The following is a 25,617-nucleotide window of genomic DNA, read 5'->3' as shown; positions in this document are numbered from 1 at the left end:
GTCCCCTTCACAAGTGCCGGGGCGGCACCGCCGTTCACGGAGCCCTCATGTCCCCTGCGCATCACCGGACGTCCCGCTCGCACCACGGGACGCCCCACCGCCGACGCCCGTCGGGCACCCTCGTGCTCGTCGCGAGCGGCCTCGCCCTCGTCTGCGCCGCCGTCGGCGGCTGCTCGTCCGGGGACGGGGCGCGGGCCGAGTCCCCGTCCACGTACACCGTGCGGGCGGACGACTCCCCCACCGAGGGCTCGGCCTCCCGGACGGAGCGCGGCAAGCCCGCGACGGCCCCCGCGCCCGTCCATGTCGCGGTGCCGTCCATCGGCGTCAGCAGCTCGCTGATGCGGCTCGGCCTGAACGCGGACCGTACGGTCGAGGTGCCGCCGCCGGACAAGGGCATGACCGCGGGCTGGTACACCGGCGGGGCCGTACCGGGGCAGCGCGGCGCGGCCGTCATCATCGGCCACAACGACACGCGCTTCGGGAAGGCCGTCTTCCACGACCTGAAGAAGCTGCGCACGGGCGCGGACATCGCCGTCCGCGACGCCCGCGGCAAGACGACGCACTTCCGCGTGACCCGCACCGAGACCGTCGACAAGCAGGCCTTCCCCACGAACCGGGTCTACGGCGCCACCCGCTCCCGCGCCCTGCGCCTGATCACCTGCGACGGCGCCTTCGACAAGCAGGGGCACCCGGTGGACAACCTCATCGTGTACGCCACGGCGCGCTGACCGGAAGCCCGGACAGTGGCCGACCGGGTCGGCGGCCCACCGAGCAGTGGTCCCCCGCTCAGTGGCCCCGGGCCACCGTCGTGCGGCCCGGCGTCCGTCCCTGCAGCACCGCGGCCCGCTCCCTGATCGCGGGCAGCTCGGCCCGCAGCGCGGCGCCCGGGCAGTCCGTGGTGTAGCCGTCGGTGTGCCCGGCCACCGCGTGGAAGTCGGCGTGCCTGCCCGCGGGGACGCGGCTGAGGCTGTTGCTGGAGACCAGGCGCGCGGTCTGCCGGGGGTCGGTCCCGGCCAGGCCCAGCTTCCACGCGGCGAGCGCGGCGATCGCCTCCGCCATCGGTGCCGGGACCGGGCTGCCCGCGGTGAACGTACCGAGCGCGGCGACGCCCGCCGAGCGGTGGTTGAAGCCCTGGGTGTGGGCGCCGACGACGGCCTTGTCGACGCCGCCGCCGCGGCCCTCGTAGATGGTGCCGCAGCGGTCGACGAGGAAGTTGTAGCCGATGTCGTCGAACAGCCGGGCGCTGGTCTGGCCCTCGGCGAGGGCGCGGATGATGCGGGGCGCGTCGGCGCAGTCGTACCCGTTGGGCGAGTCGGTGTGGTGGACGAAGACCACGACGACGGGCCCGCTGTAGTGCGCGGGCGGGGTGGTGGGCCGGGGGTCGCCGAGCCACCGCTCGCGGGGCACGATGGCGGGCCTGACCGCGCGGTGCGCCACGGCCGCCCTGGCCTCGGTGTGCCGCCCGCCGCCGCCGGCCGCGTCCTGCACCCCGAGCACGCACAGCACGAGGGCGGCCATGGCGAGCAGCCCCGGCAGGCAGGCGAGAGCCCAGCGCGCGGCACGGGGCAGCCGCCCCGCCACCGTTTCCCCCAGGGCCCGCAAGGCACGCATGGGCCCACTCTCGTGGCGCGACCCGGGGCCCGCGCCGCGGAGTACTCCAGTCGGGCGACGGCCATCCCGAAGAACCGGCCCGGAGAACTCGCGGAAAAAACTTCGCGGAACTTGTCGAGACCGAGTCGCCCGCTCCGACGTCCCCTGTGAGAGTTGCCCATGAGGGGTGACGACACAGCCAAGGAGTGGCGGTCATGAAGTATCTGGTGATGGTGCAGGGGTCCCAGGCCGACTACGAGGCGATGAGCGGCAAGGCCTCGGAGCGCAGCCCGGCGTGGAGCGAGAAGGATCTCCAGGCGATGTTCGCCTTCATGGGGAACCTGAACAACGATCTGTCCGAGTCCGGCGAGATGATCGACGGCCAGGGCCTGACGGAGCCCGCGCAGACCCGGCTCGTCGGCGTCGACGACAACGGCCGCCCGGTGATCACGGACGGGCCGTACAGCGAGACCAAGGAGGTCCTCGCGGGCTACTGGGTCCTTGAGTGCGAGAGCCTGGAGCGGGTCACGGAGATCGCCAAGCGCATCAACGAGTGCCCGGCGCCCGCGGGCTCCCCGAACCCGACGGTGGTGATCCGGACCATCCAGGAGGGCGGCGACGGCGGCCCGGAGTGCTGATCACCGCACGGATCGGAACGCTGATCACCGCACAGAACCGGCGCGCCTCCGCGAGTCCCGCGGACGACGATGAGCGCGACCGGTGACGTCGAGGACCTGCTGCGCCTGCACGCGCCGCAGGTCCTCGGCGCGCTGGTGCGGCGTTACGGCCACTTCGACGAGGCCGAGGACGCCGTGCAGGAGTCCCTGCTGGCCGCCGCCCGCGAGTGGCCGGCCCGTGGCGTGCCGGACAATCCGCGCGGCTGGCTGATCCGGGTCGCGTCGCGGCGCCTGATGGACCAGCTGCGCAGCGACGAGGCGCGGCGGCGGCGCGAGGAGAACGCCGCCGCGATGACGCCGCGCGACGCGTTCACCGCGCCGCCGCCCGGCGAGAGCCGCGCCCCGTCGGACGACGACACGCTCACCCTGCTGTTCCTGTGCTGCGAGCCGTCGCTGACGCCCGCCGCGCAGATCGCCCTGACGCTGCGGGCCGTCGGCGGTCTCACGACGGCCGAGATCGCCCGCGCGCACCTGGTGCCGGAGGCGACGATGGCCCAGCGCATCAGCCGCGCCAAGCAGAAGGTAAGGGGCGCGCCCTTCCACCAGCCGGGCCCCGCGGACCGCGACCGGCGCCTGGCCGCCGTCCTCCAGGTCCTGTACCTCATCTTCAACGAGGGCTACACGGCGACGTCGGGCGCCGCGCTGCACCGCGCCGACCTGGCCCGCGAGGCGATCCGGCTGACCCGCGCCGTACGCAGGCTGCTGCCCCGGGAGGGCGCGGTGACGGGCCTGTTGGCGCTGATGCTGCTCACCGACGCACGCAGCGCCGCCCGCACCGGCCCGCACGGCGAGCTGGTCCCGCTGGACGAGCAGGACCGCACGGTCTGGGACAGCGAGGCGATCGCCGAAGGCACCGCGCTGGTGGAGCAGGCCCTGCACCAAGGCCCGGCGGGCGTCTACCAGTTGCAGGCCGCGATCGCCGCCCTGCACGACGAGGCAGCCCGCGCCGACGACACCGACTGGCCGCAGATCCTCGCCCTGTACGACATCCTGGTGCGCCGCACGCCGGAGCCGATGGCCGAGCTGGGGCGCGCCGTGGCGGTCGCCATGGTGCACGGCCCGCGCGCCGGTCTCGGTGAACTGGCTTCACTGGAGGAGCGGTTGGCGGGACACCATCGCCTTGAAGCGGTACGCGGACACCTCCTGGAGCGCGCGGGCGACCCCGAAGCCGCCCGCACCGCCTACCAGTTGGCCGCGCAGCGCACGCTCAGCCGACCGGAGTCCCGCTACCTGCAGATGCGGGCGGCCCGGCTCTCTCCTCCTCCGCACACCAATCCCGACGCCCCGTCGGCGGACGAGCGAGCCCTGTAAGGGGCGCGGGGAACTGCGCGCGCAGCCGTTGGCGCACCGGCAGACGCGTCTGCCGAGTACTGAGCAGACGCGTCTGCGGCTTTTCGCGCGCTGAGCGCGCCCACGCGGCGGAGCCGCACATCGGCACAGCCCCGCGCCCTAACGGGGCTGACCCCACTGGTCAAGGCGCCCCGCCAGAAACCATGTCAGCGAAGGCGCGGGCCAGCGGGCTGAGGGCGTCCCACCGCCGCACCGCCCAGCCGACGGAGAGCGGCGGCAGGCCGGGCACCGGAAGCAGCCGCAGCCCGGGCGGGCTCTCGGCGCGCCAGCCGGGCAGATCGGGTACGAGCGCCTGGCCGACGCCGAGTTCGGTGAGCAGCAGCGCGGTGTCCCAGTCGGCGACGCTGGTGTGTCCGTCGGGCGTGAGGTCGAGGTCGGCCAGGGCGGCGTCGAGGCGGGCGCGGGACGTGGACGCCTGCGGGGGCCTGATGAGGCGGGCGGCGGTGAGATCGGTGAGGTCGGCGTGCGGCTTGGCGGCGAGCGGGTCGCCGGACTGCACCGCGAGGACCCAGGGCAGGTCGGCGACGGGCCGCTGCTCGATGCCCCGCACCGGCGTGCCGATGGTGACCCAGGCCAGGTCCAGGTCGTCGGCGGCCAGCGCGTCGAAGCAGGCCCGGCTCGAACTCGCCGTCTGGAACTCCAGCGTGACCTGCGGGAAGCGCTGCCGGAAGGCGACGACGGCCTTGGCCATGAAGTGCCGTACCGTCGTCGCGCCGGTGGTGACGCGCACCGCGCCGCTCTCGCCGCGCACCAGGTCGCGCAGGCGGCGCAGGGCGAGGTCGATGCCGCCGAGGCCGTCGGCCGCGGCGGCGTGCAGGATGCGTCCGGCCGACGTCGGTACGACACCGCGCGCGTGCCGTTCCAGGAGACTGACGGCCAGTTCCTTCTCCAGGCGTTTGACGTGCTGGCTCACCGCCGACTGCGTACAGGAGAGGTCGCGCGCCACGGCGCTGAGACTGCCGGCGCGGCAGACGGCGAGGAAGACACGGAGGTCATCGAGCGTCACGGCCCCCAAGCTATCGCTTGGGCCTCCCGGGCCGACGCCCGGAGCTGAATCAAGGCACCGCATCCGGCCAGGGCGCCCCAGCCGCCTCCGACCCCGCGAATCGGCGCCGCCGCCGACGGCAACCACCCGTGAACCGGTCATGTAACGCGGATCACACAAAAACGACCCCACCACCCGGGAACGCGCACCCCTATTTCACCGTTGAACTAGATGAGAGCCCCGGCCGCGATTCCCCCGTCCGGCCGGGGCTCTCGCCGTGTCCGCGGCCCGCACGCGACGGCAACAGCCACCCCGGAGCCCACTCCACCACCACTCCGCCACCGTTTCGAGGCCGCGCCACCCCTTCGAGGGCGAATATGCCAACCGCACCGCGCGCAGCCGATCCGGACGGCATCATGCGTCCATGGACGGTCCAAAGGCTGTGCAGGTCCTGTTCCCACCCGACGAGTACGCCGCCGTGCTCCGGCACGCCGACCGCCTCGGGATCACGCCCGCGGACTTCATACGCCGGGCGGCGGCCGTCCACACCGGGCAGGACCCCGACACCTGCGGCTCCGGCGGCGCCCGGCGGAGCGTGGTCGTACCCCCGGTGCGGCGCGGCCTCGACACCCGCGGCACCCCCGCGCTCCAGCGGTTCCTGGACACCCTCACGACCGCCGACCCCACCCGGGTCCCCCAGCAGCAGCCGACGGTCCGCAACTGCTCCGGCCCTTGAGGCCCCCGGCCGCCCACGGCCACCGCGCCACCGCGCCACCGACGGACCTCAGCCCAGCGGAACCTCCGGCCGATACAGGTCGAACCACAGCGCCAGATCGAGCGCCCGCTCCAGACCCCGTCGTGACGCCGGCCTGACCTGCGGGGTCTCGCGGTGCGCGAGGCGGCGCAGGGCCTCGCGGTCGACGAGGCCGAAGACCGGGTGCCCGGGGCTCGCCAGGAGATCCTTGGCGTTCTCCTGGAGCGCGAACGCGTACTTGGGGTCCTGGGTGGAGGGGTACGGGCTCTTGACCCGGTCGCAGACGGAGCGCGGCAGGCTGTCCCTGGCGGCCTCCCGCAGCAGCGACTTCTCCCGGCCGTCGAAGGACTTCAGCGCCCAGGGCGCGTTGTAGACGTACTCCACGAGCCGGTGGTCGCAGAACGGCACCCGCACCTCCAGGCCCACGGCCATGCTCGCGCGGTCCTTGCGGTCGAGCAGCGAGCGCACGAACCGGGTCAGATAGAGGTTGCTGACGGTGCGCATGCGGTACTCGAAGTCGCTCTCCCCGTCGAGGCGCTGGACGGCGCGGGCGGCCGTCGCGTAGCTGTCGCCGACGTACGTCGGCAGGTCGAGCGCGGCCAGGACGTCCGCGCGCAGCACGCCCGTCTCGTCGCCCAGGGTCTCGGCGTGCCGCACCAGCCAGGGGAAGGTGCCGCCCCGCCGGGCGTCCTCGTCGAAGAACTGGAGGTAGCCGCCGAACACCTCGTCCGCCGACTCGCCGGACAGGGCCACCGTCGAGTGCTCGCGGATCGACTGGAAGAGCAGGTACAGCGAGGCGTCCATGTCCCCGAAGCCGACCGGCATGTCACGGGCGGTCAGCATCTTCGCGCGCACCTCGGGGTCGGCGAGGGCCTGCGCGTCCAGGACGATGTCACGGTGGTCGGTGCCCGCGAGGCGCGCCACGTCGTGGGCGTACGGGGTGTCCGGTGTGCCGCGCAACTGGTCCGGCACGAAGTTCTCGCTCAGTCCCGCGAAGTCGACGGAGAAGCTCCGCAGGGTCTCCCCCGAGCCCGCGAGCTGCCCCGCGGCGAGGGCCGCCATGGCGGAGGAGTCGAGGCCGCCGGAGAGGAGCACGCAGCGCGGCACGTCCGCGACGAGCTGGCGGCGCACGATGTCGTCGAGCAGCGAGCGCACAGCGGCGATGGACTCGTCGCGGCCGTGCGGGTGCGGACGGGTCTCCAGGCGCCAATAGACACGGCTGCGCAGTCCCTCGCGGTCGACGGTGACGACGGTGCCGGGCTCGACCTCGCGCATGCCGTCCCACACGGCGTGGCCCGGCGTCTTCACGAAGGCGAAGACCTCACGCAGCCCGTCAAGGCCGACGCGCGCGCGGGCCAGCGGGTTGGCGAGGATCGCCTTGGGCTCGGAGCCGAACAGGACGCCGTCGGGCGTCGGGTGGAAGTAGAACGGCTTGACGCCCATGCGGTCGCGGACCATGACGAGGCGCTGCCTGCGGCCGTCCCAGACGGCGAACGCGTACATCCCGTTCAGCCGCTCGGCGACGCCCTCGCCCCACTGGAGGTAGCCGCGCAGCACGACCTCGGTGTCGGAGTCGGTCCTGAACTCGTGTCCGTGCCCGGCGAGTTCGGCGCGCAGCTCGGTGAAGTTGTACGTCTCGCCGGAGTACACCAGAGCGACGGTTCCCGCGGGCGTCGTCGCCGTCATGGGCTGCCGTCCGCCCGGCAGATCGATGACGGCCAGGCGCCGGTGCCCGAGGGCGGCGGGGCCCTCGGCCCAGGTGCCCCGGTCGTCCGGGCCGCGACACGCCATCGTCTCCGTCATGGCGTCCAGGGTCCCGGGGTGCGCCCGCAGGTCGCGGTCGAAAGAGATCCAGCCGGTGATGCCACACATGCGGTTTTCCTCCTGCCGTCCGGCTGCCTTCGCGGTCGTACGTCCTGAACGGCCGACTTAGATGTAATGGGCAGCTATCTCTCCAGACTCCGCCCCGGATCGCATACGGTCAACGCGCCCGCGCCCCGGCGACCCCGCCCCGCCCAAGGGATTTCGGCCGCCCCGAGGGCCGGGTCAAGGAACCGTCAGGGAGCCCCACCGGCCCGCCCCGCGCCGACACCCGTCGCGGGGCCGCGCGGAACGACGCCTTCCGGCCACAGGCAAAGAATTACTCAACACATGTGCAATTACTGGAACATCACCGCGCGCCGAGAACGGCTCCCCGTCAGCCGGACGGGACGGCCGCCCGAACCAGCGCCTGGGCGTCCTGCCGGGCGCGCTCGATCGCGTCGGGGAAGATCCCCATGCCGTACGCGACGAGCCCGCCCTCGTGCAGCAGCATCAGGGACCGGCCCAGCGACTTCGCCCGGCGCGGGGCGAGAGGGCGGGCCAGGTCGGTGAAGAGCTCCAGCATCCAGGCCTTCTGGCCGGTGATGACGGCGTACGCGGGGTGCGCGGGGTCGGCGATCTCCGCGTGCGCGTTGATCATGCTGCAGCCCCGGGGCAGGCTCTGCTCGGCCCAGTCGCGGGACGCGTCGAAGACGGCCAGGATCCGGGACCGGGGCGAGCGCGAGCGCTCCAGGTATGCGACGAGGAAGGCGCGCCACCGCTCGTCGCGGTCCGCCAGGTACTCCACGACGATCTGGTCCTTGGCGCCGAACCGGTCGTACAGCGTCTTCTTCGTCACCCCGGCCTCGGCCGCGATCAGATCGACACCGACGGCGTGGATGCCGCGCTCGTAGAACAGCCGCCCGGCCGCCTCCAGGACCTTGCGCGCGCCCGGCGTCATGGGGACGCGGCGCGACCCCTGCCCCGAATTGTCCGGCGCCCGCGTCGCGTCCGATCGACGCTGCCCGTGCTCACTCATGCACTCACCTCACCACATCTAGCCCACTCCCATAGTAGACCGATCTGTATACTCACCCTCATGGAGTAAACAGATCTGTCTACTTCACCCGGGCAACAGGAGGCGTACCGTGAACGTCCTGCTCTCCCTCGGATTCGTGCTGACCTGGAGCTCCGGCTTCATCGGCGCCAAGCTCGGCGCGGGCAGCGCGGACGCGGTCACCGTCCTGATGTGGCGGTTCCTGCCGCTGGCCGCGGTCCTCGCGCTGATCGCCGCGACCGTGGCCAGGGCGTCCTGGCGCGGTCTGACGGCCCGCGACCTGGGGCGGCAGGCGGTCGTGGGCGCCCTGTCCCAGAGCGGCTATCTCCTGACCGTGTACTACGCGATCCAGCTCGGCGTCTCCAGCGGTACGACGGCCCTGATCGACGGGACCCAGCCGCTGGTCGCGGGCGCGCTCGTCGGACCGCTGCTCGGCCAGTACGTGTCCCGCACCCAGTGGCTCGGCCTCGCACTCGGCCTCACCGGCGTGGCGATCGTCACCGTCGGCGACGCGGCGGCGGGCACCGGCGCGCCCTGGTGGGCCTATCTGGTGCCGTTCCTCGGCATGCTGTCACTGGTCGCCGCGACCTTCCTGGACCGCCGCACCCGCACCCCCGTCGCGCCCTCGGCCGCGATGACCGTGCACTGCATGACCAGCGCGGTCGTCTTCACGGCGCTCGCGCTCGCCCGGGGCGCGGCGGCGCCCGTCGCCGAGACGTCGTTCTGGGCGGCGATCGGCTGGCTCGTGGTCCTTTCCACCTTCGGCGGGTACGGCCTGTACTGGCTGATCCTGCGCCGGGGCGGCGTCACCCGCGTCAACACGCTGATGTTCCTGATGGCCCCGGTGACGGCGCTGTGGGGCGCGGCGATGTTCGGGGAGCCGTTCGGCGCGCAGACGGCTCTGGGCCTCGCCGTCGGGCTCGCCGCGGTCATCGTGGTGCACCGGGGCGGGGCCGGACCGAGGCGGCGGGACCGGGGTCACTCCGGAGTCAGGAAGGCCTGCACGGCGGGGGCGTAGCGGTCGGTGATCTCGGCTATCGCCGTCGCCCGCAGGTGCGGGCCGCGCGCGATGCCGTACATGACGCCGAGCCCGAGCAGCATCCCGACGGCCAGCTCGGCGCGCAGTCCCGCGTCGGGGCCCGCGAGCCGGTCGCCGAGCCTGCGCACCACCTGCGTACGGAAGTTGGCGCGCAGGACGTAGCCGTGCTCGCGGTGCAGCGGTGCGTACACGATGCGCAGGATGGGGTCGGCGCCGCGCTCGGCCTGGCTGGTCAGGAGGTGGTGGACCATGTGGCGGCCGAGGTCCGCCAGCGGCGCGTCGAGCACCTCCCCCGCGTCGGCCTCGAAGGACATGATCCCGGCGAACAGCGCGTCCTTGCTGCCGAAGTACTTCAGGACCAACGGCGGGCTCACACCGGCGCGTTCGGCCACCGCTTTCAGGGTGATGTCGGTGTGCGCGTGCCGGGCGAGCAGATGGCGGGCGGCACGCACGATCGCGGCCTTCGTCGCCTCGGCGTCGCGGCGCGCGGGGGTCGGCGCGCACGGCGCCGGGTGTGAGGTCGAGCTGGTCATGGCGTCACTTTCCGTCGCTGGCAGCCGTTTTGGGCAGCCGATTCCGAGCGTATGGCGCCGGGCGCCGCGCGGACCACGAATCGGGCGGACGGGACACGGAGACGCCGATCACGATCAGGGCCGGTGGGCGCGGCCCACCGCTCCCCATACCCCCCGGGGCACATCGACCGGCGCGCACCCGCCGGAATGCCGGATGTCGGGAACTCCCGGACAGTCAGGACACGTTGCACACACCCTTTCGGACAGCGGCTATCAGCCACAAGTGAATGCGAATTCACCCGGCACACACCCCTGGCCACGAATTGCCATTCACCGGCGGAGAGTTGACGGAACGTCGAGAATGGAAGGGCGCCCCGGGGAACGGTGGGAGCCGTTCCGCGCCCCCTTCACCGGATACACGCAAACCCGCACGCAGGCACCACGCGAACGCGCGAGAGGGGACCGCACCAAGAAAAGGTCCAGACCTTCGAAGGTCGCACCGGTTCCCCCCCTTCTCACCGAACACGTCAGAAGGCCCCGCCGGTATCGGTGGCACCCCGCCCCTCATCCCGAGCCATGCCCGCACAGCCGCCACAGCGGGCTCCGCCATACTGCGCGCATGAACAGACTTCGAGTGGGCTTGATCGGCACGGGCCCTTGGGCGACACAGACACACGCGCCGGTACTCGCCGGGCACCCCGACGCCGTGCTCTCGGGAATATGGGGCCGCCGCCCGAAGGCGGCGGCCGAGCTGGCGTCCGCGCACGCCACCACCGCGTACGAGGACGTGGACGAGCTGTTCGCCGCGAGCGACGCGGTCGCCTTCGCGGTGCCGCCGGACGTCCAGGCGCCGCTGGCCGAGCGGGCCGCGGCGGCGGGGTGCCATCTGCTGCTCGACAAGCCGGTGGCCACCTCGCCGGCGGCGGCGCGGGGTGTCGCCGACGCCGTGGAGCGGGCCGGGGTGGCGTCCGTCGTGTTCTTCACGCTCCGCTTCGCGCCGCCCATGGCGCGGTGGCTGGCGCGCCAGGCCCAGGACGGGCCGTGGTTCACGGCGCGCGCCGACTGGTACAGCTCGTTCTTCACGGCGGACGGCACCAGCGCGTTCGACTCGCCGTGGCGGGCCACCAAGGGCGGGCTCTGGGACGTCGGACCGCACGCGCTTGCTGTGCTCACGGCGGTGCTCGGCGAGGTCACGTCGGTGACGGCGGCGCCGGGGCCCGCGGACACCGTCCACCTGATCCTGCGGCACGCGGGCGGCGCGTCGAGCACGGCGACGCTCACCTTGCGGGCGCCGCGGGCGGCCGAGGGGCTGACGCTGGAGTTCCGCGGCGAGCGCGGGACGGCCGTGCCGACAGGGTGGGGAGAGACCGGCTGGGGCGATTCGACCGATGCGTTTCGGTCAGCGGTCGACGCATTGGTGCTCGCGGTGGCCGGCGGGGAGCGGCACGCGTGCGACGTACGTTTCGGACTGCGCGTGACGGAAATCCTCGCTGACGCGGAACGACAAGTGGACGCGCGAAGGGAGACGGAACTTCCGGCCCAGCCGCCGACTCGGGCCTCTTGAAGCACGTCCGGACACTCGCGCCGCCCGGAACACCACGGGCGGCCGGTACCGTGGCCGCTACGTAATGGCGAGTGACGGCACCGGCCGCAGCCAGTGAACCCAGGAACCGAACCGGGCGGTAACTGTCACGCAGGTACACACTGCTCAGTTTCCGACCACACAGATCGGAATACGAACAACCGGTCCCACGCACTACCCGACTGCGACCCCATAGGCCTAGGGGGTGTCCGACGCCGAGGAATTTCAGCCAATTTCAAGCCACTCGAACAAGACGCCCCTGAGTTGTGCCCACGATCCCACCGACGATCAAACCTGCAGGTCGGTGGTCTCGCGTACTCCATGATGCCGCATCGACTGATCGTTTTCTTCAGGCAATGTTTATGCCCAAAGAGGATGCGAATATTTAGACTGCTGACGCTCAACTCGGCGTGTACGAAGAGGGATTACCCACCATGAACAAGTCGGCGCTGCGCGCTCTGCTCCGTGAACGACGCGCCCTCATCGCCCCCGAATCGCACGGGTTCGTCCGGTCCACGGGGCAGGGCCGTCGCGCTCCCGGCCTTTCCCAGCACCAGGTGGACCAGCTGCTCCACCGCACGCTCGGCACGTATCACCGTCTGGAGTCGGGTAATTACCCGAACCCGCCGACCTCTCTGCTGCGCGACGTGGCCCGGCTGTTCGGGCTGAACGAGCAGGAATGGGTGTCCCTGTGCCGGTATGCCCTGCTTCAGGATCCGCCGGGGCCGCTGCATCTTTCCTCGGGCAAGGAGATCCCCGGCGTCTGGCAGGAGGCGGTGGACGGCGTGCGGCACATGGCGTACGTCACCGACGCGTCCTGGGACATGCTCGCCTACAACGAGGCCTTCACGAAGATGTTCCCGGACAGCCAGGTCCCGGTGAACGTGATGCGCTGGATGGTCCTCGACCCGGTGGGCCGCGCGCACCTCCTGGACTGGCACACCGCGTGGGCCCCGATGGTGCTGCCGCAGCTGCGCGGCGCCCTGGCCTCCCGGCCCGAGGACGAAACGCTCCGCCAGATCGAGAAGGAGGCCCTGGCCGACCCCGAGACCGCCCCCCTCTACGGCGCCGGCCGCCCCTTCCCTCACCCCGACGGCGACGAGCGCCCCCTCATGCACGCCGAGCTCGGCCCCGGCTGGGTCACGATGTGCGCCGCCCAGCCCTTGACCGCGCCGGGCGCCCGGCTGATGATCCTGGTGTTCCATCCCGGGACACAGCGCTCCCACCCGCGTACGCCCATGCTCCGCTCCCCTTGATCCCCTTCTCGGCCCGGAGGGAGTAGCACAGCGGGACGCATGTTCGATGTGGTGCAGTACTTTGGCCCCAGATCCCCACATCCGATCGCGTCCCGTGGGAGCCCTTCATGCCAGCTCATGTGCTCAGACCGCAGACCGTCGTGGGTGATCACCAGATCACCTCCGCGGAGATAGCCGAGGACATCCGGTCCCACCACCCGGACCACCCGCGGCTGCGCGCGTTCCTCCGCGTGATCGGCAATTGCGGGGTCCGGACCCGTTACTTCACCCGGCCGCTCGACTCCCCCACCGTCTCCGGCTCCGCCGGGATCGAGGAGCGCACCCGCGCGGCCTTCGAGGACGCCCTCGCCATGGCGGAGAAGGCGGCCAAGGCGACATTCGACGAGGCCGGGCTCACCCCGCTCGACATCGATGCCATCGTGACCACGCACACGACGAGCTGGACCGTCCCGAATCTGGACATCAACCTCATCGAGCGGCTCTGCCTGCGCCCCACGGTCCGCCGCGTGGCCCTGACGACCGTGGCCTGCCCGGGCGGCGCCCAGGCCCTGATCCGCGCCGCGGACCTGGTGGCCGCGCGGCCCGGCAGCAAGGTCCTCGTGGTGGCCGGAGAGGTGCTGTCCGGCATTTACCACCATGCCGACGACACGATCGAGTCAATGATCTACAAAGCCCTGTTCGGCGACGCGGCGGCGGCCACGATCGTCAGCGACGAGCCGCTCGGCCCGGGCCTCGCCATCGAGGACACCTTCGAGTACGTCCTGCCGCACAGCGTCGACCGCCAGGCGGGCCGCATCGACCCCGCGGGCATCCACTTCGTGTCCACCAAGAAAGCGCTGTCCGCCGCCGACGACGTACTGCCTCAGCTCAAGAACTGGGTCGGCGCGGACCGTCCCGAGTTCGCGGTCATCCACCCGGGCAGCCCGCGCATCATCGCCGACACCGCGGCGGCCCTGGGCCTCGACGAGCACGCCGCGCGGCACTCCACCGACACCCTCGCCCATGAGGGGAACCTCGGCGGCGTCAGCGTCCTGCGCGTCCTGGAGCGCACGCACGCCGACCCGCCCCCCGAGGGCGCACGCGGCTACACCGTCGCCTTCGGGCCCGGCTTCGCCACCGCGGCGCTGCGCTGCCGCTGGCAGTCCTGAGCTTTCCTGACCAACCCCTCCCGGCCGAGATCCCGGACTCCGACTCGCGTGCGGCCATGACCCCGGCCCGTGTGCAGCACTCAGCGTCCCCCGATCCGCCTGCAGCACTCTGCCGGAGCCGCGGGGCGGTGCCACCCCTCTTTGCTCCTCTTTTCCGCTCTTTACCGGACCTTTGTACGGAACACCTTTGTGCGCTGCACCTTTGTGCCACGAGGCTGTGCGTGGCGCTGGGTGCGACGCCCCTTCGCGGGGCGGATTCGGCGCCCCGTGTGCGACCTCTCGTCCTTTCGGCCACCGCGATCCGTCCACCTGACCGATGCGCGCCCCGGGGCGCGCCGGTCAAGCTGGTCGGATGTTCACGGCGCGCAATCCCAGGTGGTGGCTCAGGGCGGCGGGAGGCGTCGGCGTGGTCGCGGTGACGGCGGCCCTCCTCGCGGGCACGTCCGCCCGGCACGGGCAGGCCCGTCCGGGGCCGGGTGGCGGCGCGGATCCCCGGCTCGACGCGGCCGCCCTGGCGGTCGCCGCCGTCGCGTCGACGGCCGTCCTCCTGCTGCTGCGCCGCCCCGCCCCGGGCGGGGCCACGGACGCGCGTGGGGGCGAGCACGCGGACGGGCGTGGGGGCGAGCACGCGGCCGCGCACGGGGGCGAGCACTGATGCTGCACACGCTCTACCTCGTCGGCATCGCCGCCTTCGCCGCCAGTGGCGTCCTGGCCGCGCACCGCGCGCGGATGGACCCGTTCGGCGGGCTCGTGCTCGCCTTCGTCGCCTCGATCTCCGGCGGCACCCTGCGCGATCTCATCCTGGACCGGCACCCGCTGTACTGGACGCACGACTGGGTCCTGCTCACGGTCGTCGCCTGCACGGGCGTCGCCACGATGCTGTTCCTGCGCCACCGGGAGCTGCCGCAGCGCACCCTCATGGTGGTGGACGCCGTCGGCCTGGCCGTGGTGACCGTCATGGGCGCGCAGGCCGCCATCGACGCGGGCGTCACGCCGCTCGCCGTGGTCCTCCTCGCCGTCCTCACGGGCGTGACCGGCGAGGTCGTCCGCGATGTGCTGTGCGGCCAGTTCCCGCCGCTGCTGCTGCGCGAGGAGGTGTACGCGACCGCCGCGCTCGCGGGCGCCCTCTGCTACCTGGGCCTGCACCACGCGGGCGCGTCCCCGACCGCGACCACGGTCACCTCGGCGGGCCTCGTGCTCGCCCTGCGCCTTGCCGCGATCACCAAGTCCCTGCACCTGCCGCCGCTCTCCCGCGCCGACAACACCGGCAACACCGACAGCACCGCCAACACCGACGCCTCCCCGGCCCCCGTAAGAAATCCCGTTGCCCCGCCGGAACCGCCCTGCTGAAGTGACCCGCATGGAGCACTCAGCGGTACTCGCGACGTACGACCGGCAGATGCGGCAGAACCTGGCCCCCGACGGCCCCGGTGTGGTGGTCGAGCGCGCGGACGGCGTCGTACGACGCGTGGGTGGCGCCCACGACTGGAACGGCGTCCTGTGGTCGGACCTCGACGAGAACACCGCGGACGCGGCCATCGCCGCCCAGGTGCGCCACTTCACCGACCGCGGCCTGGAGTTCGAGTGGAAGGCGTACTCGCACGACCTCCCCGCCGACCTGCCCGACCGGCTCCTCGCGGCCGGGTTCACTCCCGAGCCCCCCGAGACGCTGATGGTCGCCGCCGTGGCCGAGCTGCCTCTGGACGCCGGTCCGCCCGAGGGGGTCCGCCTTGTCCCGGTGACGGACGAGGCCGGTGTGCGGCTGATGGTCGAGGTGCACGAGCAGGCCTTCGGCACCGACGGCACCGCGCTCGGCAGGCAGTTGCTCGACCTGCTCACGACGGCCCCGGACACCATCGACGCGGTCGTCGCCCTGGCTGGTGACGTGCCGGTGAGCTCGGCGCGCGTGGAGTTCCGGCCGGGCACGGACTTCGCGGGGCTCTGGGGCGGCGGCACCGTGGCCGAGTGGCGCGGCCGGGGCGTGTACCGCTCCTTGATCGCCCACCGCGCCCGCATCGCCGCCGAGCGCGGGGTGCCCTACCTCCAGGTCGACGCGTCCAGCCAGAGCCGCCCGATCCTGCGCCGCCTCGGCTTCGCGGAGCTGGGCACGACGACGCCGTACGTGCACAAGCCCTGAGCCGGGCCCGGGCCCGCGTCATCCCCGTGCGGGCCGGGCCCGGACCCGCGCCACCCCCGTGCGGGCTCGGCCCCGCCCGCCTCGCGCCCAGCCCAGCAGCTTGATGATCGCGTCCGTGGTGTCCGTCTCGCCGAGCAGAGGGAAGACCCGCTCGACGCTGTTCCGGTGGGTCCGCTCGTCGACGTCGGTGACGGCGTCGACGGCGATCGTCACGTGGTAGCCGTGCTCGTGCGCCGCGCGGGCCGTCGACTCCACACCGAAGGCCGTCGCGATGCCGCCGATGACGAGCTGCGTGACGCCGCGGCGGCGCAACTGGAGGTCGAGGTCGGTGCCGTGGAAGGCGCCCCACTGGTGCTTGGTGACGACGATGTCGCCGTCCTGCCGGTCCAGCTCCGGCATCAACTCGGCCCAGTCGGCGGGCCGCTCACCACGGCCGCCGAGCGTGGCCTCGGTACGTCCGGGCGCAGCGCCGGCCACCCGCACGAGGACGACGGGCAGCCCGCGCGCACGGAACGCCGCGGCCAAGCGGGACCCGCGCTCGATGGTCTGCGCGGACGGGTGGACGGTGGGCAGTCCGGCGATGCCCTTCTGCAGGTCGACGAGGACGAGCGCGGTCCTCGGGTCGAGGGTGGTGGCGGTCATGGTGGTGCCTTTCTGTGCGGCGAACGGCCCGGCCGAGCTGCTGGCGAACGGTCCGGTCCGGCCCGGCCGGGCTACTTGCGTACCAGCCGTTCCAACAGCAGTACGGCGTCCGCCAGTCGGCGCTGCTCGCGCTCGTCCAGCTCGTCCGTGATGGCCGCCGAGAGCCAGTCGTTCTTGGCGGCCCGCAGTCCGGCGAGGACGCCGCGTCCCTTCTCGGTGACCGACATGACGGCCTGGCGGCCGTCGCTCGGGTCGGGCGTGCGCGCGACGAGCCCCTGCTCCTCTAGGGCGCCGACGGTCAGCCGCATCGACTGCGGCCGCACCAGCTCGGCGCGGGCCAGCGCGGCGGTGGTGGCCGGGGCCTCGTCGAGCCGGGCGAGCGCGGAGCGCTGGGAGGCGGTGAGGCCGGTGTCCGGGGCGGCGGTCCGCATCCGCCGCGCCATGCGCCGCACGGCGGCGGTGAGGTCGGCGGCGAGGTGCTCCGGGACCGGGGCGGCGGAGGTCCCCGCGTGGTCGGTCATGACTTCAACGTAGGAGATAGACAGGCAGCCTTGCAAGTTCGCCTGTCCATCCTCTGGCCGCACGGATCAGGTATTGGGCGGCGTCTCGTCCGGGAAGATCTTCGTGACGACCTTCCCGCTCTTCGTGAGATAGCCGTGCAGCATCCCCGGGCTGCTGTGCGGCGCGTCGAACTCCCCGTTCGGCGCGAGCGCGATGACGCCGCCGTCGCCGCCGAGCTCCGGCAGCCGCTTGACGATCACTTCGTACGCGGCGGCCGCGACGTCGGCACCCTTGAACTCCACGAGGTTGGAGATCGTCGAGGTGGCGGCGCCCCGGATGAACACCTCACCGGCGCCGGTGGCGCTCGCGGCGACCGTGCTGTTCTTCGCGTACGTCCCCGAGCCGATCAGCGGCGAGTCGCCGACGCGGCCGGGCAGCTTGTTGGTCATGCCGCCGGTCGAGGTGGCCGCCGCGAGGTCGCGCCGCTTGTCGACGGCGACAGCGCCGACCGTGCCCTTGGACTGCGCATCGGCGAGCGCGGCGGGCGAGTCGGCAGCGGCCTTGCCGCTCTTGTCCCCCGCAAGCCCCTTCGCCGCGCCCCGGCCGCCCTTCGCCGCCTCCTTGGCGGCCATCAGGGCGTCCCAGCGGGCCTGCGTCCAGTAGTAGTCCTGGGTGACGGTCCGCAGGCCGTGCCGGGCGCCGAAGTCGTCGGCGCCCTCGCCCGCGAGCAGCACGTGCGGGGACTTGTCCATGACCGTACGGGCGCCCGCGATGGGGTTGCGCAGGCTCTTCACGCCCGCCACCGCGCCCGCCTTCAGGTCCGAGCCGCGCATGATCGACGCGTCCAGCTCATGGCCCGCGTCGGCGGTGAACACGGCGCCCTTGCCCGCGTTGAACAGCGGGTCGTCCTCCAGCTCGGCCACGGCCGCCTGCACGGCGTCCACGCTCGAACCGCCCTGGTCGAGGACCCGTTGCCCGGCCCGCAGGGCCTTGCCGAGCCCGTCCCGGTACGCCTTCTCGCGCTCCGGCGTCGTCTTGTCCCGGTCCAGCGCGGTCCCGGCCCCGCCGTGCACGGCCAGGACCACGTCCCGCGCGTCGGGCCTGCCCTTCCCGGCGGGCCGCTCGCCGTGCGCGGCGGGCACGGACCGGCTGTCCGGCTCCCGCTCCCCTCCCCCGCCGCCTCCGGGGACGACGACCACGGTCACGGTGACCGCGGCGGCGGTGGCGAGGGCGGGAATCAGCCAGGTCAGGGGGCGTCTGCGCATCGGCACTCCTCGGCAGCGGGAACGCGGGCGTCCACGGTAGTGGCATGGCCATGGCGCCTACCAGAGCGCGTCACCCGCCCCGGCCCGCACCTCCGTCACACACCCGACGCTCCCCCGACTCCCGGCCGGCGGGCGCCCGTTCAGCGGATCGGCAGCCCCGACAGCGCCCGGGCGATCACCAGGCGCTGGATCTCGCTGGTGCCCTCGAAGATGGTGTAGATCGCGGCGTCGCGGTGCATCCGCTCCACCGGGTACTCCCGCGTGTAGCCGTTGCCGCCCAGGATCTGGATCGCCTGGGCGGTCACCTTCTTCGCGGTCTCGCTCGCGAACAGCTTGGACATCGACCCCTCGGCCGACTCGAACTTCTTGCCCGTGGTCGCCATCCAGGACGCCCGCCACACCAGCAGCCGCGCCGCGTCGATCTGCGTCCGCATGTCGGCCAGCTGGAAGGCCACACCCTGGTTGTCGATGATCGGGCGGCCGAACTGCGTACGCGTCTTGGCGTACTCCAGGGCCTCCTCGTACGCCGCGCGGGCCGTGCCCACCGCCATCGCGCCGACCGCCGGGCGGGACGCCTCGAACGTCGCCATGGCGGCGTTCTTCAGCCGCTCGCTGCCGCTCTTCGCCCGCTCACGCGCGCGGGCCAGGCGCTCGTCCAGCTTGTCCTTGCCGCCGAGCAGGCAGGAGCCGGGGACGCGCACGTCCTCAAGGACGACCTCGGCGGTGTGCGAGGCGCGGATGCCGTGCTTCTTGAACTTCTGGCCCTGGGACAGGCCGGGGGTGCCCGGCGGCACGATGAAGGACGCGTGGCCCTTGGAGCCGAGCTCGGGGTCGACCACCGCGACGACCACGTGGACGCTCGCGATGCCGCCGTTGGTCGCCCAGGTCTTGGTGCCGCTCAGGACCCACTCGTCCTTGGCCTCGTCGTACACCGCGCGGGTGCGCATGGACGCCACGTCGGAGCCCGCGTCCGGCTCGGAGGAGCAGAAGGCGGCGACCTTCACGTCGTTCACGTCGCCGTACATCTGCGGGATCCAGGTGCCGATCTGCTCCTCGGTGCCGTTGGCGAGGACGCCGACGGCGGCGAGGCCGGTGCCGACGATGGAGAGGGCGATGCCCGCGTCGCCCCAGAAGAGCTCCTCCATCGCCATGGGTATGCCGAGCCCGGTGGGGTCGAAGAACTGCTGGGCGTAGAAGTCCAGGGAGTAGATGCCGACCTTCGCCGCCTCCTGGATCACCGGCCAGGGCGTCTCCTCGCGCTCGTCCCACTCGGCGGCCGCGGGACGGATCACCTCGGCGGCGAACCCGTGGAGCCAGTCCCTGACCTCCTTCTGCTCGTCACTCAGCTCCATGGTGAACTCGGCCATGACCCCTCCAGGACTGCGGAACCCTGCTACGTTACTTCCGGTAACTGGAGTGTGTTACCGGCCGGTAGCCGATGTCAACTCCCGGCAGCCCGTTCGATGCGCACCGGCCCGCGAGTGTTACGTTTCGCGTGCGTCAGGCATTCGCACGGCGCGTGCGCCAAGCAATCGCACGGGCGGAGAGACACCCCATGGAGACCACGCAGCGGACCGATCAGCAGCGGTCCGCCGAGCAACGGCGACGCGAGCTTCTGGAGGCGGCCGACCGGGTCGTGCTCCGCGACGGGCCCGGCGCCTCGATGAACGCCATCGCCGCCGAGGCGGGCATCACCAAGCCCATTCTGTACCGGCACTTCGGCGACAAGGGCGGACTGTACGCGGCCCTCGCCAAGCGGCACACGGACGCCCTGCTGGCCTCGCTGCGCGCCGCCCTCGACGCCCCCGCCGAGCGCAGGGAGCGGGTGGAGGCGACGCTCGACACCTACCTCGCGGCGATCGAGGCCCGGCCGCAGGTCTACCGCTTCCTGATGCACCCCTCGGAGGCGGGCCCCACCGGCGGCGAGGGCGGCTTCGACGTCGGCCTGCACTCCGCCCCGCTGCTGCGCCGGCTCGGCGAGGAGCTGGCCGAGGTCATCGAGGAGCGCGTCGACCTCGGCCCGGAGAGCGGCCGTCTCGCCCGGGTCTGGGGCCACGGCATCGTCGGCATGATGCACGCGGCCGGTGACTGGTGGCTCGGCGAACGGCCCTGTTCGCGCGCCGAATTGGTGGGCAGCCTGGCCGACCTGCTGTGGGGCCGACTCGCGGCGGCGGGCAACCGCATGGGCGGGCCCGGCTTCTGACGCCCGGGCGGGGCCCGAGGCTCAGGCGGAGGCGGCCCAGGGGGCCTTCGCCGCCTGCCGCAGCACCCGGCGGCGGCGCCAGCCGGTGACGTGGTCGGTGTACACCCCGCCCTCCAGGTGGTCGTACTCGTGCTGCAGGCAGCGCGCGAAGAACCCGGTGCCGTGCACCCGCACCGGCTCCCCGCGCAGCGTCACGCCCTCCAGGACGGCGTGGTCGAAGCGCGGGGTCGCCGCCTCCAGACCCGGCAGCGACAGACACCCTTCCGGCCCCCGGACGCTCACGCCGTCCACATCGACCAGTCGCGGGTTCACCAGGTGCCCGAGGTGGCGCACGTCCTCGTCGTCCGGGCAGTCGTACACGAACACCCTGAGGCCCACGCCGATCTGATTCGCGGCCAGGCCGACGCCCTTGGCGGCGTACATCGTGGCGAACATGTCCTCGACGAGCGCGGCCAGTTGAGGACCGAAGTCGGTCACCTCCTCGCCGGGGGCGTGCAGCACGGGGTCACCGAGCAGGGTCAGGGGTCGTACGCGCCCTGAGGCGCCCGGGATCGAGCCGTGTCGCATGGCGGCAAGAGTACGGTCCTGGGGAGAGCGGCAGCGTGGGCAGGTGGTGTGATTCGGGCTTGTCTGCCGATCTCGATAGGCTGGCCCGAACGATGCCGGGCAGGCGCGGCGCCGTACGCAAGGAGGATCACGAGAGATGGCAGGACACCCTGGCAGTGCAGACCCGCTGTCGCCGCGGGCCAAGCTGGCCGTGACGGCGGGCAAGGCGGCCGCGGCGGTGTCGCGCGCGGCGGGCCGCGGCAGCGGATCGGTGATCGGCGGCAAGGTGGCCCTCCGGCTCGACCCGGAGCTGCTCGGGCGGCTCGCGACCCACCTGGACGTGGTGCTCGTCTCGGCCACCAACGGCAAGACCACCACGACGCGGCTGATCGCCGAGGCCCTGGGCGCCAGCGGCCCGGTCGTCTCCAACGCGCTCGGCGCCAACATGCCTGCCGGAATCACCTCCGCGCTCGCGGGCGGCTCCGACGCGCGGTTCGGCGTCATCGAGGTCGACGAGAAGTATCTGGCGGGCGTGGCCCGCGACGTCGCCCCCAAGGCGATCGCACTCCTGAACCTCTCCCGTGACCAGCTCGACCGCGCCGGTGAGACCCGCATGCTCGCCGAGAAGTGGCGCGAGGGCCTGGCCGGTTCCAAGGCCGTCGTCATCGCCAACGCCGACGACCCGCTGGTCGTCTGGGCCGCTTCCTCCTCGCCGAACGTGGTGTGGGTGGCCGCGGGCCAGGAGTGGAAGGACGACGCCTGGTCCTGCCCGGCGTGCGGCGGCGTGATGCAGCGCCCCGGCGACGACTGGTTCTGCGGCGAGTGCGGCTTCCGCCGTCCCGCGCCGAGCTGGGCCCTCTCCGGTGACTACGTCCTGGACCCGCACGGCTCCGCGTGGCCCATCCACCTCCAGCTCCCCGGCCGGGCGAACAAGGCCAACGCCGCCTCGTCGGCCGCCGTCGCCGCCGTCTTCGGGGTGCCGCCGCAGGTCGCCCTGGAGCGGATGTACCAGGTGCAGGCCGTCGCGGGCCGCTATGACGTCGTCCAGTTCCAGGGCCGTGACCTGCGGCTGCTGCTCGCCAAGAACCCGGCGGGCTGGCTCGAAACGTTTTCGCTGATCGACCCGGCCCCGGCCCCGGTGGTCCTGTCGGTGAACGCCCGCGGCGCCGACGGCACGGACACCTCCTGGCTGTGGGACGTCGACTACACCCGCCTCGCCGGGCGCCCGATCTTCGTGCTCGGCGACCGCAAGCTGGACCTCGCCGTCCGGCTCGAGGTCGCGGGTCTGGACTTCCGTGTCTGCGAGACGCTCGACGAGGCCGTGCAGCTCGCGCCGCCCGGGCGCATCGAGACGATCGCGAACTACACCGCGTTCCAGGACCTGCGCCGCCGCGTGGGCAACTGAGGCCGCCGGACTCCCCAGCACTTCGAGAGCTTCGTAGGGACCAATGAGCATGAGCGACAACAGCCTGCGTCTGGTGTGGGTCTACCCGGACCTGCTGAGCACGTACGGCGACCAGGGCAACGCCCTCGTCGTCGAGCGCCGCGCCCGCCAGCGCGGCCTCCAGGTCGAGCGGTACGACGTCCGCAGCGACCAGCCGGTGCCCACCTCCGGCGACATCTACCTGATCGGCGGCGGCGAGGACCGCCCGCAGCGCCTGGCGTCCGAGCGGCTGCGCCGCGACGGCGGTCTGCAGCGGGCCGTGGGCAACGGCGCCATCGTCTTCTCGGTGTGCGCGGGCTACCAGATCCTCGGCAACGAGTTCATCAACGACCTCGGCCAGCGCGAGCCCGGTCTCGGCCTGCTCGACGTGGTCTCCACCCGCGGCGAGGGCGAGCGCTGCGTCGGCGACGTGCTCGGCGACATCGACCCGCAGCTGGGCCTGCCCGAGCTGACCGGCTTCGAGAACCACCAGGGCATCACGCACATCGGCCCGGGCTCCCGCCCGTTCGCCCGCGTCCGCCTCGGCAAGGGCAACGGCACCGGGGACGGCACCGAGGGCGCGTACAACGGCACCGTCTTCGGCACGTACATGCACGGGCCCGTGCTCGCCCGCAATCCCCTCATCGCGGACCTGCTCCTCAAGCTGGCCCTCGACGTGAACGCGCTGCCGCCGACGGACGACCGCTGGTACGAGGCTCTGCGCTCGGAACGGATCAACGCGGCGCAGCAGCCTGCGTAGCGCCTCCGGCGGGGTGGGCGGACCGTCAGCGGGCGTCGGCCCGCCTCGCCGCCGATCGCGCTCCGCGCTCGTCCGCAAACGCCGGACGGGCTGTATGTGTCTCGGCTCGTGAGCATCGTGTCCAGCAGACGGGCAGCCCTGCGGCGCCCCTGCGGTCGCCGGTAGGGTGGCGACGTTCCAGCCGGACGACGGGGTCCGGTCACCGACCCACGTGGCAAAGGTAATCCGTGCTATGCGCATTGGTGTCCTGACCTCCGGCGGCGACTGCCCCGGCCTGAACGCCGTCATCCGGTCCGTCGTCCACCGCGCCGTCGTCGACCACGGCGACGAGGTCATCGGCTTCCACGACGGCTGGCGGGGCCTGCTCGAATGCGACTACCGCAAGCTGGACCTGGACGCGGTCGGCGGCATTCTGGCCCGCGGCGGCACGATCCTCGGCTCGTCCCGGGTGCAGCCCGCCCATCTGCGGGACGGCGTCGAGCGCGCCAAGGGCCACCTCGTCGACCTCGGCCTCGACGCGGTCATCCCGATCGGCGGCGAGGGCACCCTGAAGGCGGCCCGGCTGCTGTCCGACGCGGGCCTGCCCATCGTCGGCGTGCCGAAGACCATCGACAACGACATCGCCGTCACCGACGTGACGTTCGGCTTCGACACGGCCGTCGGCGTCGCCACCGAGGCCCTCGACCGGCTGAAGACCACCGCCGAGTCGCACCAGCGCGTCCTGATCGTCGAGGTCATGGGACGGCACACCGGCTGGATCGCGCTGCACTCCGGCATGGCGGCCGGCGCGCACGCCATCGTCGTCCCCGAGCGGCCCTTCGACATCGAGGAGTTGGCGAAGAAGGTCGGCGAGCGCTTCGAGGCGGGCAAGAAGTTCGCCATCGTCGTGGCCGCCGAGGGCGCCAAGCCCCGCGAGGGCTCGATGGCGTACGACGAGGGCGGCAAGGACGTCTACGGCCACGAGCGGTTCGCGGGCATCGCCCGGCAGCTCTCCCTCGAACTGGAGCAGCGCCTCGGCAAGGAGGCCCGGCCGGTGATTCTCGGCCACGTCCAGCGCGGCGGCACCCCCACCGCGTACGACCGCGTGCTCGCCACCCGCTTCGGCTGGCACGCCGTGGAGGCCGTGCACCGCGGCGAGTTCGGCCGGATGACGGCGCTGCAGGGCACGGACATCGTGACGGTGCCGCTCGCCGAGGCCGTCGAGACGCTGAAGACGGTGCCCGACGAGCGGTACGAGGAAGCGGAGTGCGTGCTCTGACGCACACCCGCAGGCGCGTGTTCCGAACCGCCCCCGGTCGCAAGCGCGGCCGGGGGCGGTTCTACTCTGGTGCGGACACACAGCGCACAATCTGCACGAAACAGGAGCCAGCGGATGGATCACAGCGGGCACGGCATGCATGGCATGGACCATGGGATGAACATGGATCTGCCGCCGTTCACGCTGGGGCGCGGGCTCGAACCCTCGGCCGACCCCTTCTTCCTCATCGGCTGCCTGGTGGCCCTCGCCCTGTACGGGTGGGGCGTCGTCCGCCTGGTGCGGCGCGGCGACAAGTGGCCGGTGGGCCGCACGGTCTCGTTCGTCATCGGCGTCCTGACCATCCTGCTCGTGATGTGCACCAAGCTGAACGACTACGGCATGGTCCTGTTCAGCGTGCACATGGTGCAGCACATGATCATCAGCATGCTCTCGCCGATCCTGCTGCTCATGGGCGCCCCGATCACGCTGGCGCTGCGGGCGCTGCCGGTCGCGGGCCGCGGCCGCAAGGGCCCGCGCGAGCTGCTGCTCGCCCTGCTGCACAGCCGGTATGTACGCGTCATCACGCACCCCGCGTTCACGATCCCGCTGTTCATCGCGAGCCTGTACGCGCTGTACTTCACGCCGATCTTCGACACCCTGATGGGCTCCAAGGCCGGGCACATCGGCATGATGGTGCACTTCCTCGCCGTCGGCCTGGTGTTCTTCTGGCCGATCATGGGCGTGGACCCGGGCCCGCACCGGCCCGGCCATCTGATGCGGATGCTGGAGCTGTTCGCGGGCATGCCGTTCCACGCGTTCTTCGGCATCGCCCTGATGATGGCGTCCGAGCCGATGATCGGCACGTACAAGAATCCCCCGGCCTCGCTCGGCGTCGAGGCGCTCGCCGACCAGAACGCCGCGGGCGGCATCGCCTGGGCGTTCAGCGAGATCCCCTCGGTGCTCGTGCTGCTCGCCCTGCTCTTCCAGTGGTACCGCTCCGACCAGCGCGAAGGCCGCCGCAAGGACCGCGCCGCCGACCGCGACGGGGACAAGGAGCTGGAGGAGTACAACGCCTATCTGGCGTCACTGGCGGCACGCGGACGCTAGCGGCCTGGTGGCATCGCGGGTGAGGATGGGCTCAGGCCACGGTTCG

At 72.6% G+C, this 25,617-nt stretch carries 26 protein-coding genes; 16 read left to right on the top strand and 10 right to left on the bottom strand.

Going from position 1 to position 25,617, the window contains the following annotated elements; all coding sequences use genetic code 11:
• Positions 1-47 precede the first annotated feature (47 nt).
• Positions 48-728 (top strand): class F sortase, encoded by a 681-nt coding sequence (locus IE274_RS07795; RefSeq protein ID WP_229909354.1) that lies wholly within the window; start codon positions 48-50, stop codon positions 726-728.
• Positions 729-786: 58 nt separating this feature from the next.
• On the opposite strand, the gene IE274_RS07790 is transcribed toward IE274_RS07795, so the two are convergent.
• Positions 787-1,611, bottom strand: coding sequence for a peptidoglycan recognition protein family protein (locus tag IE274_RS07790; protein WP_190114880.1), 825 nt, complete (start codon positions 1,609-1,611; stop codon positions 787-789).
• Positions 1,612-1,805: 194 nt separating this feature from the next.
• On the opposite strand from IE274_RS07790, the gene IE274_RS07785 reads away from it, so the two are divergent.
• Together IE274_RS07785 and IE274_RS07780 are read left to right on the top strand one after the other, a co-directional pair.
• Positions 1,806-2,228, top strand: a complete 423-nt coding sequence (locus IE274_RS07785; RefSeq protein ID WP_190114879.1) for a YciI family protein — start codon at positions 1,806-1,808, stop codon at positions 2,226-2,228.
• Positions 2,229-2,297: 69 nt separating this feature from the next.
• On the top strand, positions 2,298-3,578 hold the full coding sequence (locus tag IE274_RS07780) for an RNA polymerase sigma factor (protein ID WP_190114878.1): 1,281 nt from the start codon (positions 2,298-2,300) through the stop codon (positions 3,576-3,578).
• A gap of 160 nt (positions 3,579-3,738) precedes the next feature.
• On the opposite strand, the gene IE274_RS07775 is transcribed toward IE274_RS07780, so the two are convergent.
• A complete protein-coding gene (locus tag IE274_RS07775) occupies positions 3,739-4,623 on the bottom strand; it encodes a LysR family transcriptional regulator (RefSeq protein WP_190114877.1) in 885 nt (294 codons plus the stop codon).
• Between the two features lie 403 nt (positions 4,624-5,026).
• Here IE274_RS07775 and IE274_RS07770 point away from each other — a divergent pair, with 403 nt between their 5' ends.
• Complete coding sequence (locus IE274_RS07770) at positions 5,027-5,338, top strand: hypothetical protein (protein WP_190114876.1); 312 nt, start codon at positions 5,027-5,029, stop codon at positions 5,336-5,338.
• 48 nt (positions 5,339-5,386) lie between these two features.
• Here IE274_RS07770 and asnB read toward each other — a convergent pair whose 3' ends face one another.
• A complete protein-coding gene (gene asnB, locus IE274_RS07765) occupies positions 5,387-7,228 on the bottom strand; it encodes an asparagine synthase (glutamine-hydrolyzing) (protein WP_190114875.1) in 1,842 nt (613 codons plus the stop codon).
• 325 nt (positions 7,229-7,553) lie between these two features.
• Positions 7,554-8,117, bottom strand: a complete 564-nt coding sequence (locus IE274_RS07760; RefSeq protein WP_372447185.1) for a TetR/AcrR family transcriptional regulator — start codon at positions 8,115-8,117, stop codon at positions 7,554-7,556.
• Between the two features lie 187 nt (positions 8,118-8,304).
• Between IE274_RS07760 and IE274_RS07755 the strand changes: the two genes are divergently transcribed.
• Positions 8,305-9,231, top strand: coding sequence for a DMT family transporter (locus IE274_RS07755; protein ID WP_190114873.1), 927 nt, complete (start codon positions 8,305-8,307; stop codon positions 9,229-9,231).
• Here IE274_RS07755 and IE274_RS07750 read toward each other — a convergent pair.
• Positions 9,192-9,785 carry a TetR/AcrR family transcriptional regulator gene (locus IE274_RS07750; protein ID WP_190114872.1) on the bottom strand — a complete coding sequence of 198 codons (594 nt, stop codon included), beginning with the start codon at positions 9,783-9,785 and terminating at the stop codon, positions 9,192-9,194. The two genes, IE274_RS07755 and IE274_RS07750, sit on opposite strands and share 40 nt — an antisense overlap.
• Before the next feature lie 598 nt (positions 9,786-10,383).
• Here IE274_RS07750 and IE274_RS07745 point away from each other — a divergent pair.
• The 6 genes from IE274_RS07745 (at position 10,384) to IE274_RS07720 (ending at position 15,887) form a co-directional block, all read left to right on the top strand.
• On the top strand, positions 10,384-11,328 hold the full coding sequence (locus IE274_RS07745; RefSeq protein ID WP_190114871.1) for a Gfo/Idh/MocA family protein: 945 nt from the start codon (positions 10,384-10,386) through the stop codon (positions 11,326-11,328).
• A 452-nt stretch (positions 11,329-11,780) separates the two neighbouring features.
• On the top strand, positions 11,781-12,602 hold the full coding sequence (locus IE274_RS07740; RefSeq protein ID WP_190114870.1) for an MmyB family transcriptional regulator: 822 nt from the start codon (positions 11,781-11,783) through the stop codon (positions 12,600-12,602).
• 107 nt (positions 12,603-12,709) lie between these two features.
• Positions 12,710-13,750 (top strand): beta-ketoacyl-[acyl-carrier-protein] synthase family protein, encoded by a 1,041-nt coding sequence (locus IE274_RS07735; protein WP_190114869.1) that lies wholly within the window; start codon positions 12,710-12,712, stop codon positions 13,748-13,750.
• 352 nt (positions 13,751-14,102) lie between these two features.
• Complete coding sequence (locus IE274_RS07730; protein WP_190114868.1) at positions 14,103-14,405, top strand: hypothetical protein; 303 nt, start codon at positions 14,103-14,105, stop codon at positions 14,403-14,405.
• Positions 14,405-15,100 carry a trimeric intracellular cation channel family protein gene (locus IE274_RS07725; RefSeq protein ID WP_229909351.1) on the top strand — a complete coding sequence of 232 codons (696 nt, stop codon included), beginning with the start codon at positions 14,405-14,407 and terminating at the stop codon, positions 15,098-15,100. The genes IE274_RS07730 and IE274_RS07725 overlap by 1 nt, the downstream gene beginning before the upstream one ends.
• Positions 15,101-15,110: 10 nt before the next feature.
• A complete protein-coding gene (locus IE274_RS07720; protein ID WP_190114867.1) occupies positions 15,111-15,887 on the top strand; it encodes a GNAT family N-acetyltransferase in 777 nt (258 codons plus the stop codon).
• Between the two features lie 18 nt (positions 15,888-15,905).
• Here the strand turns inward: IE274_RS07720 and IE274_RS07715 are convergent, their stop codons facing one another.
• The 4 genes from IE274_RS07715 to IE274_RS07700 all read right to left on the bottom strand — a co-directional run bounded on the left by IE274_RS07715 (position 15,906) and on the right by IE274_RS07700 (position 19,662).
• The gene (locus IE274_RS07715; protein WP_190114866.1) at positions 15,906-16,529 is read right to left on the bottom strand and encodes an isochorismatase family protein; all 624 of its coding nucleotides are present in this window, start codon (positions 16,527-16,529) and stop codon (positions 15,906-15,908) included.
• Between the two features lie 71 nt (positions 16,530-16,600).
• Positions 16,601-17,050: a MarR family winged helix-turn-helix transcriptional regulator gene (locus tag IE274_RS07710; protein WP_190114865.1), complete on the bottom strand. Its 450-nt coding sequence runs from the start codon at positions 17,048-17,050 to the stop codon at positions 16,601-16,603.
• 66 nt (positions 17,051-17,116) lie between these two features.
• Entirely contained in the window at positions 17,117-18,295 is a 1,179-nt protein-coding gene (locus IE274_RS07705; RefSeq protein WP_190114864.1) for an isoaspartyl peptidase/L-asparaginase family protein, read from the bottom strand.
• Between the two features lie 140 nt (positions 18,296-18,435).
• Entirely contained in the window at positions 18,436-19,662 is a 1,227-nt protein-coding gene (locus IE274_RS07700; RefSeq protein WP_190114863.1) for an acyl-CoA dehydrogenase family protein, read from the bottom strand.
• Between the two features lie 188 nt (positions 19,663-19,850).
• Here IE274_RS07700 and IE274_RS07695 point away from each other — a divergent pair, with 188 nt between their 5' ends.
• Positions 19,851-20,498, top strand: a complete 648-nt coding sequence (locus IE274_RS07695) for a TetR/AcrR family transcriptional regulator (RefSeq protein WP_190114862.1) — start codon at positions 19,851-19,853, stop codon at positions 20,496-20,498.
• Positions 20,499-20,519: 21 nt separating this feature from the next.
• Here IE274_RS07695 and def read toward each other — a convergent pair whose 3' ends face one another.
• The gene (def, locus tag IE274_RS07690; RefSeq protein ID WP_190114861.1) at positions 20,520-21,065 is read right to left on the bottom strand and encodes a peptide deformylase; all 546 of its coding nucleotides are present in this window, start codon (positions 21,063-21,065) and stop codon (positions 20,520-20,522) included.
• A gap of 136 nt (positions 21,066-21,201) precedes the next feature.
• On the opposite strand from def, the gene IE274_RS07685 reads away from it, so the two are divergent.
• The 4 genes from IE274_RS07685 to IE274_RS07670 all read left to right on the top strand — a co-directional run bounded on the left by IE274_RS07685 (position 21,202) and on the right by IE274_RS07670 (position 25,571).
• Positions 21,202-22,449, top strand: a complete 1,248-nt coding sequence (locus tag IE274_RS07685) for a Mur ligase family protein (RefSeq protein WP_190114860.1) — start codon at positions 21,202-21,204, stop codon at positions 22,447-22,449.
• 49 nt (positions 22,450-22,498) lie between these two features.
• Positions 22,499-23,227 (top strand): type 1 glutamine amidotransferase, encoded by a 729-nt coding sequence (locus IE274_RS07680; RefSeq protein WP_190114859.1) that lies wholly within the window; start codon positions 22,499-22,501, stop codon positions 23,225-23,227.
• Between the two features lie 232 nt (positions 23,228-23,459).
• Entirely contained in the window at positions 23,460-24,485 is a 1,026-nt protein-coding gene (locus tag IE274_RS07675) for a 6-phosphofructokinase (protein WP_190114858.1), read from the top strand.
• A 114-nt stretch (positions 24,486-24,599) separates the two neighbouring features.
• Positions 24,600-25,571 (top strand): cytochrome c oxidase assembly protein, encoded by a 972-nt coding sequence (locus tag IE274_RS07670; protein ID WP_190114857.1) that lies wholly within the window; start codon positions 24,600-24,602, stop codon positions 25,569-25,571.
• Positions 25,572-25,617: the final 46 nt, after the last annotated feature.

Source organism: Streptomyces flavofungini (assembly GCF_014650815.1).
GTDB classification, from domain to species: domain Bacteria; phylum Actinomycetota; class Actinomycetes; order Streptomycetales; family Streptomycetaceae; genus Streptomyces; species Streptomyces flavofungini.
This window is presented reverse-complemented; position numbering and strand designations above follow the sequence as displayed.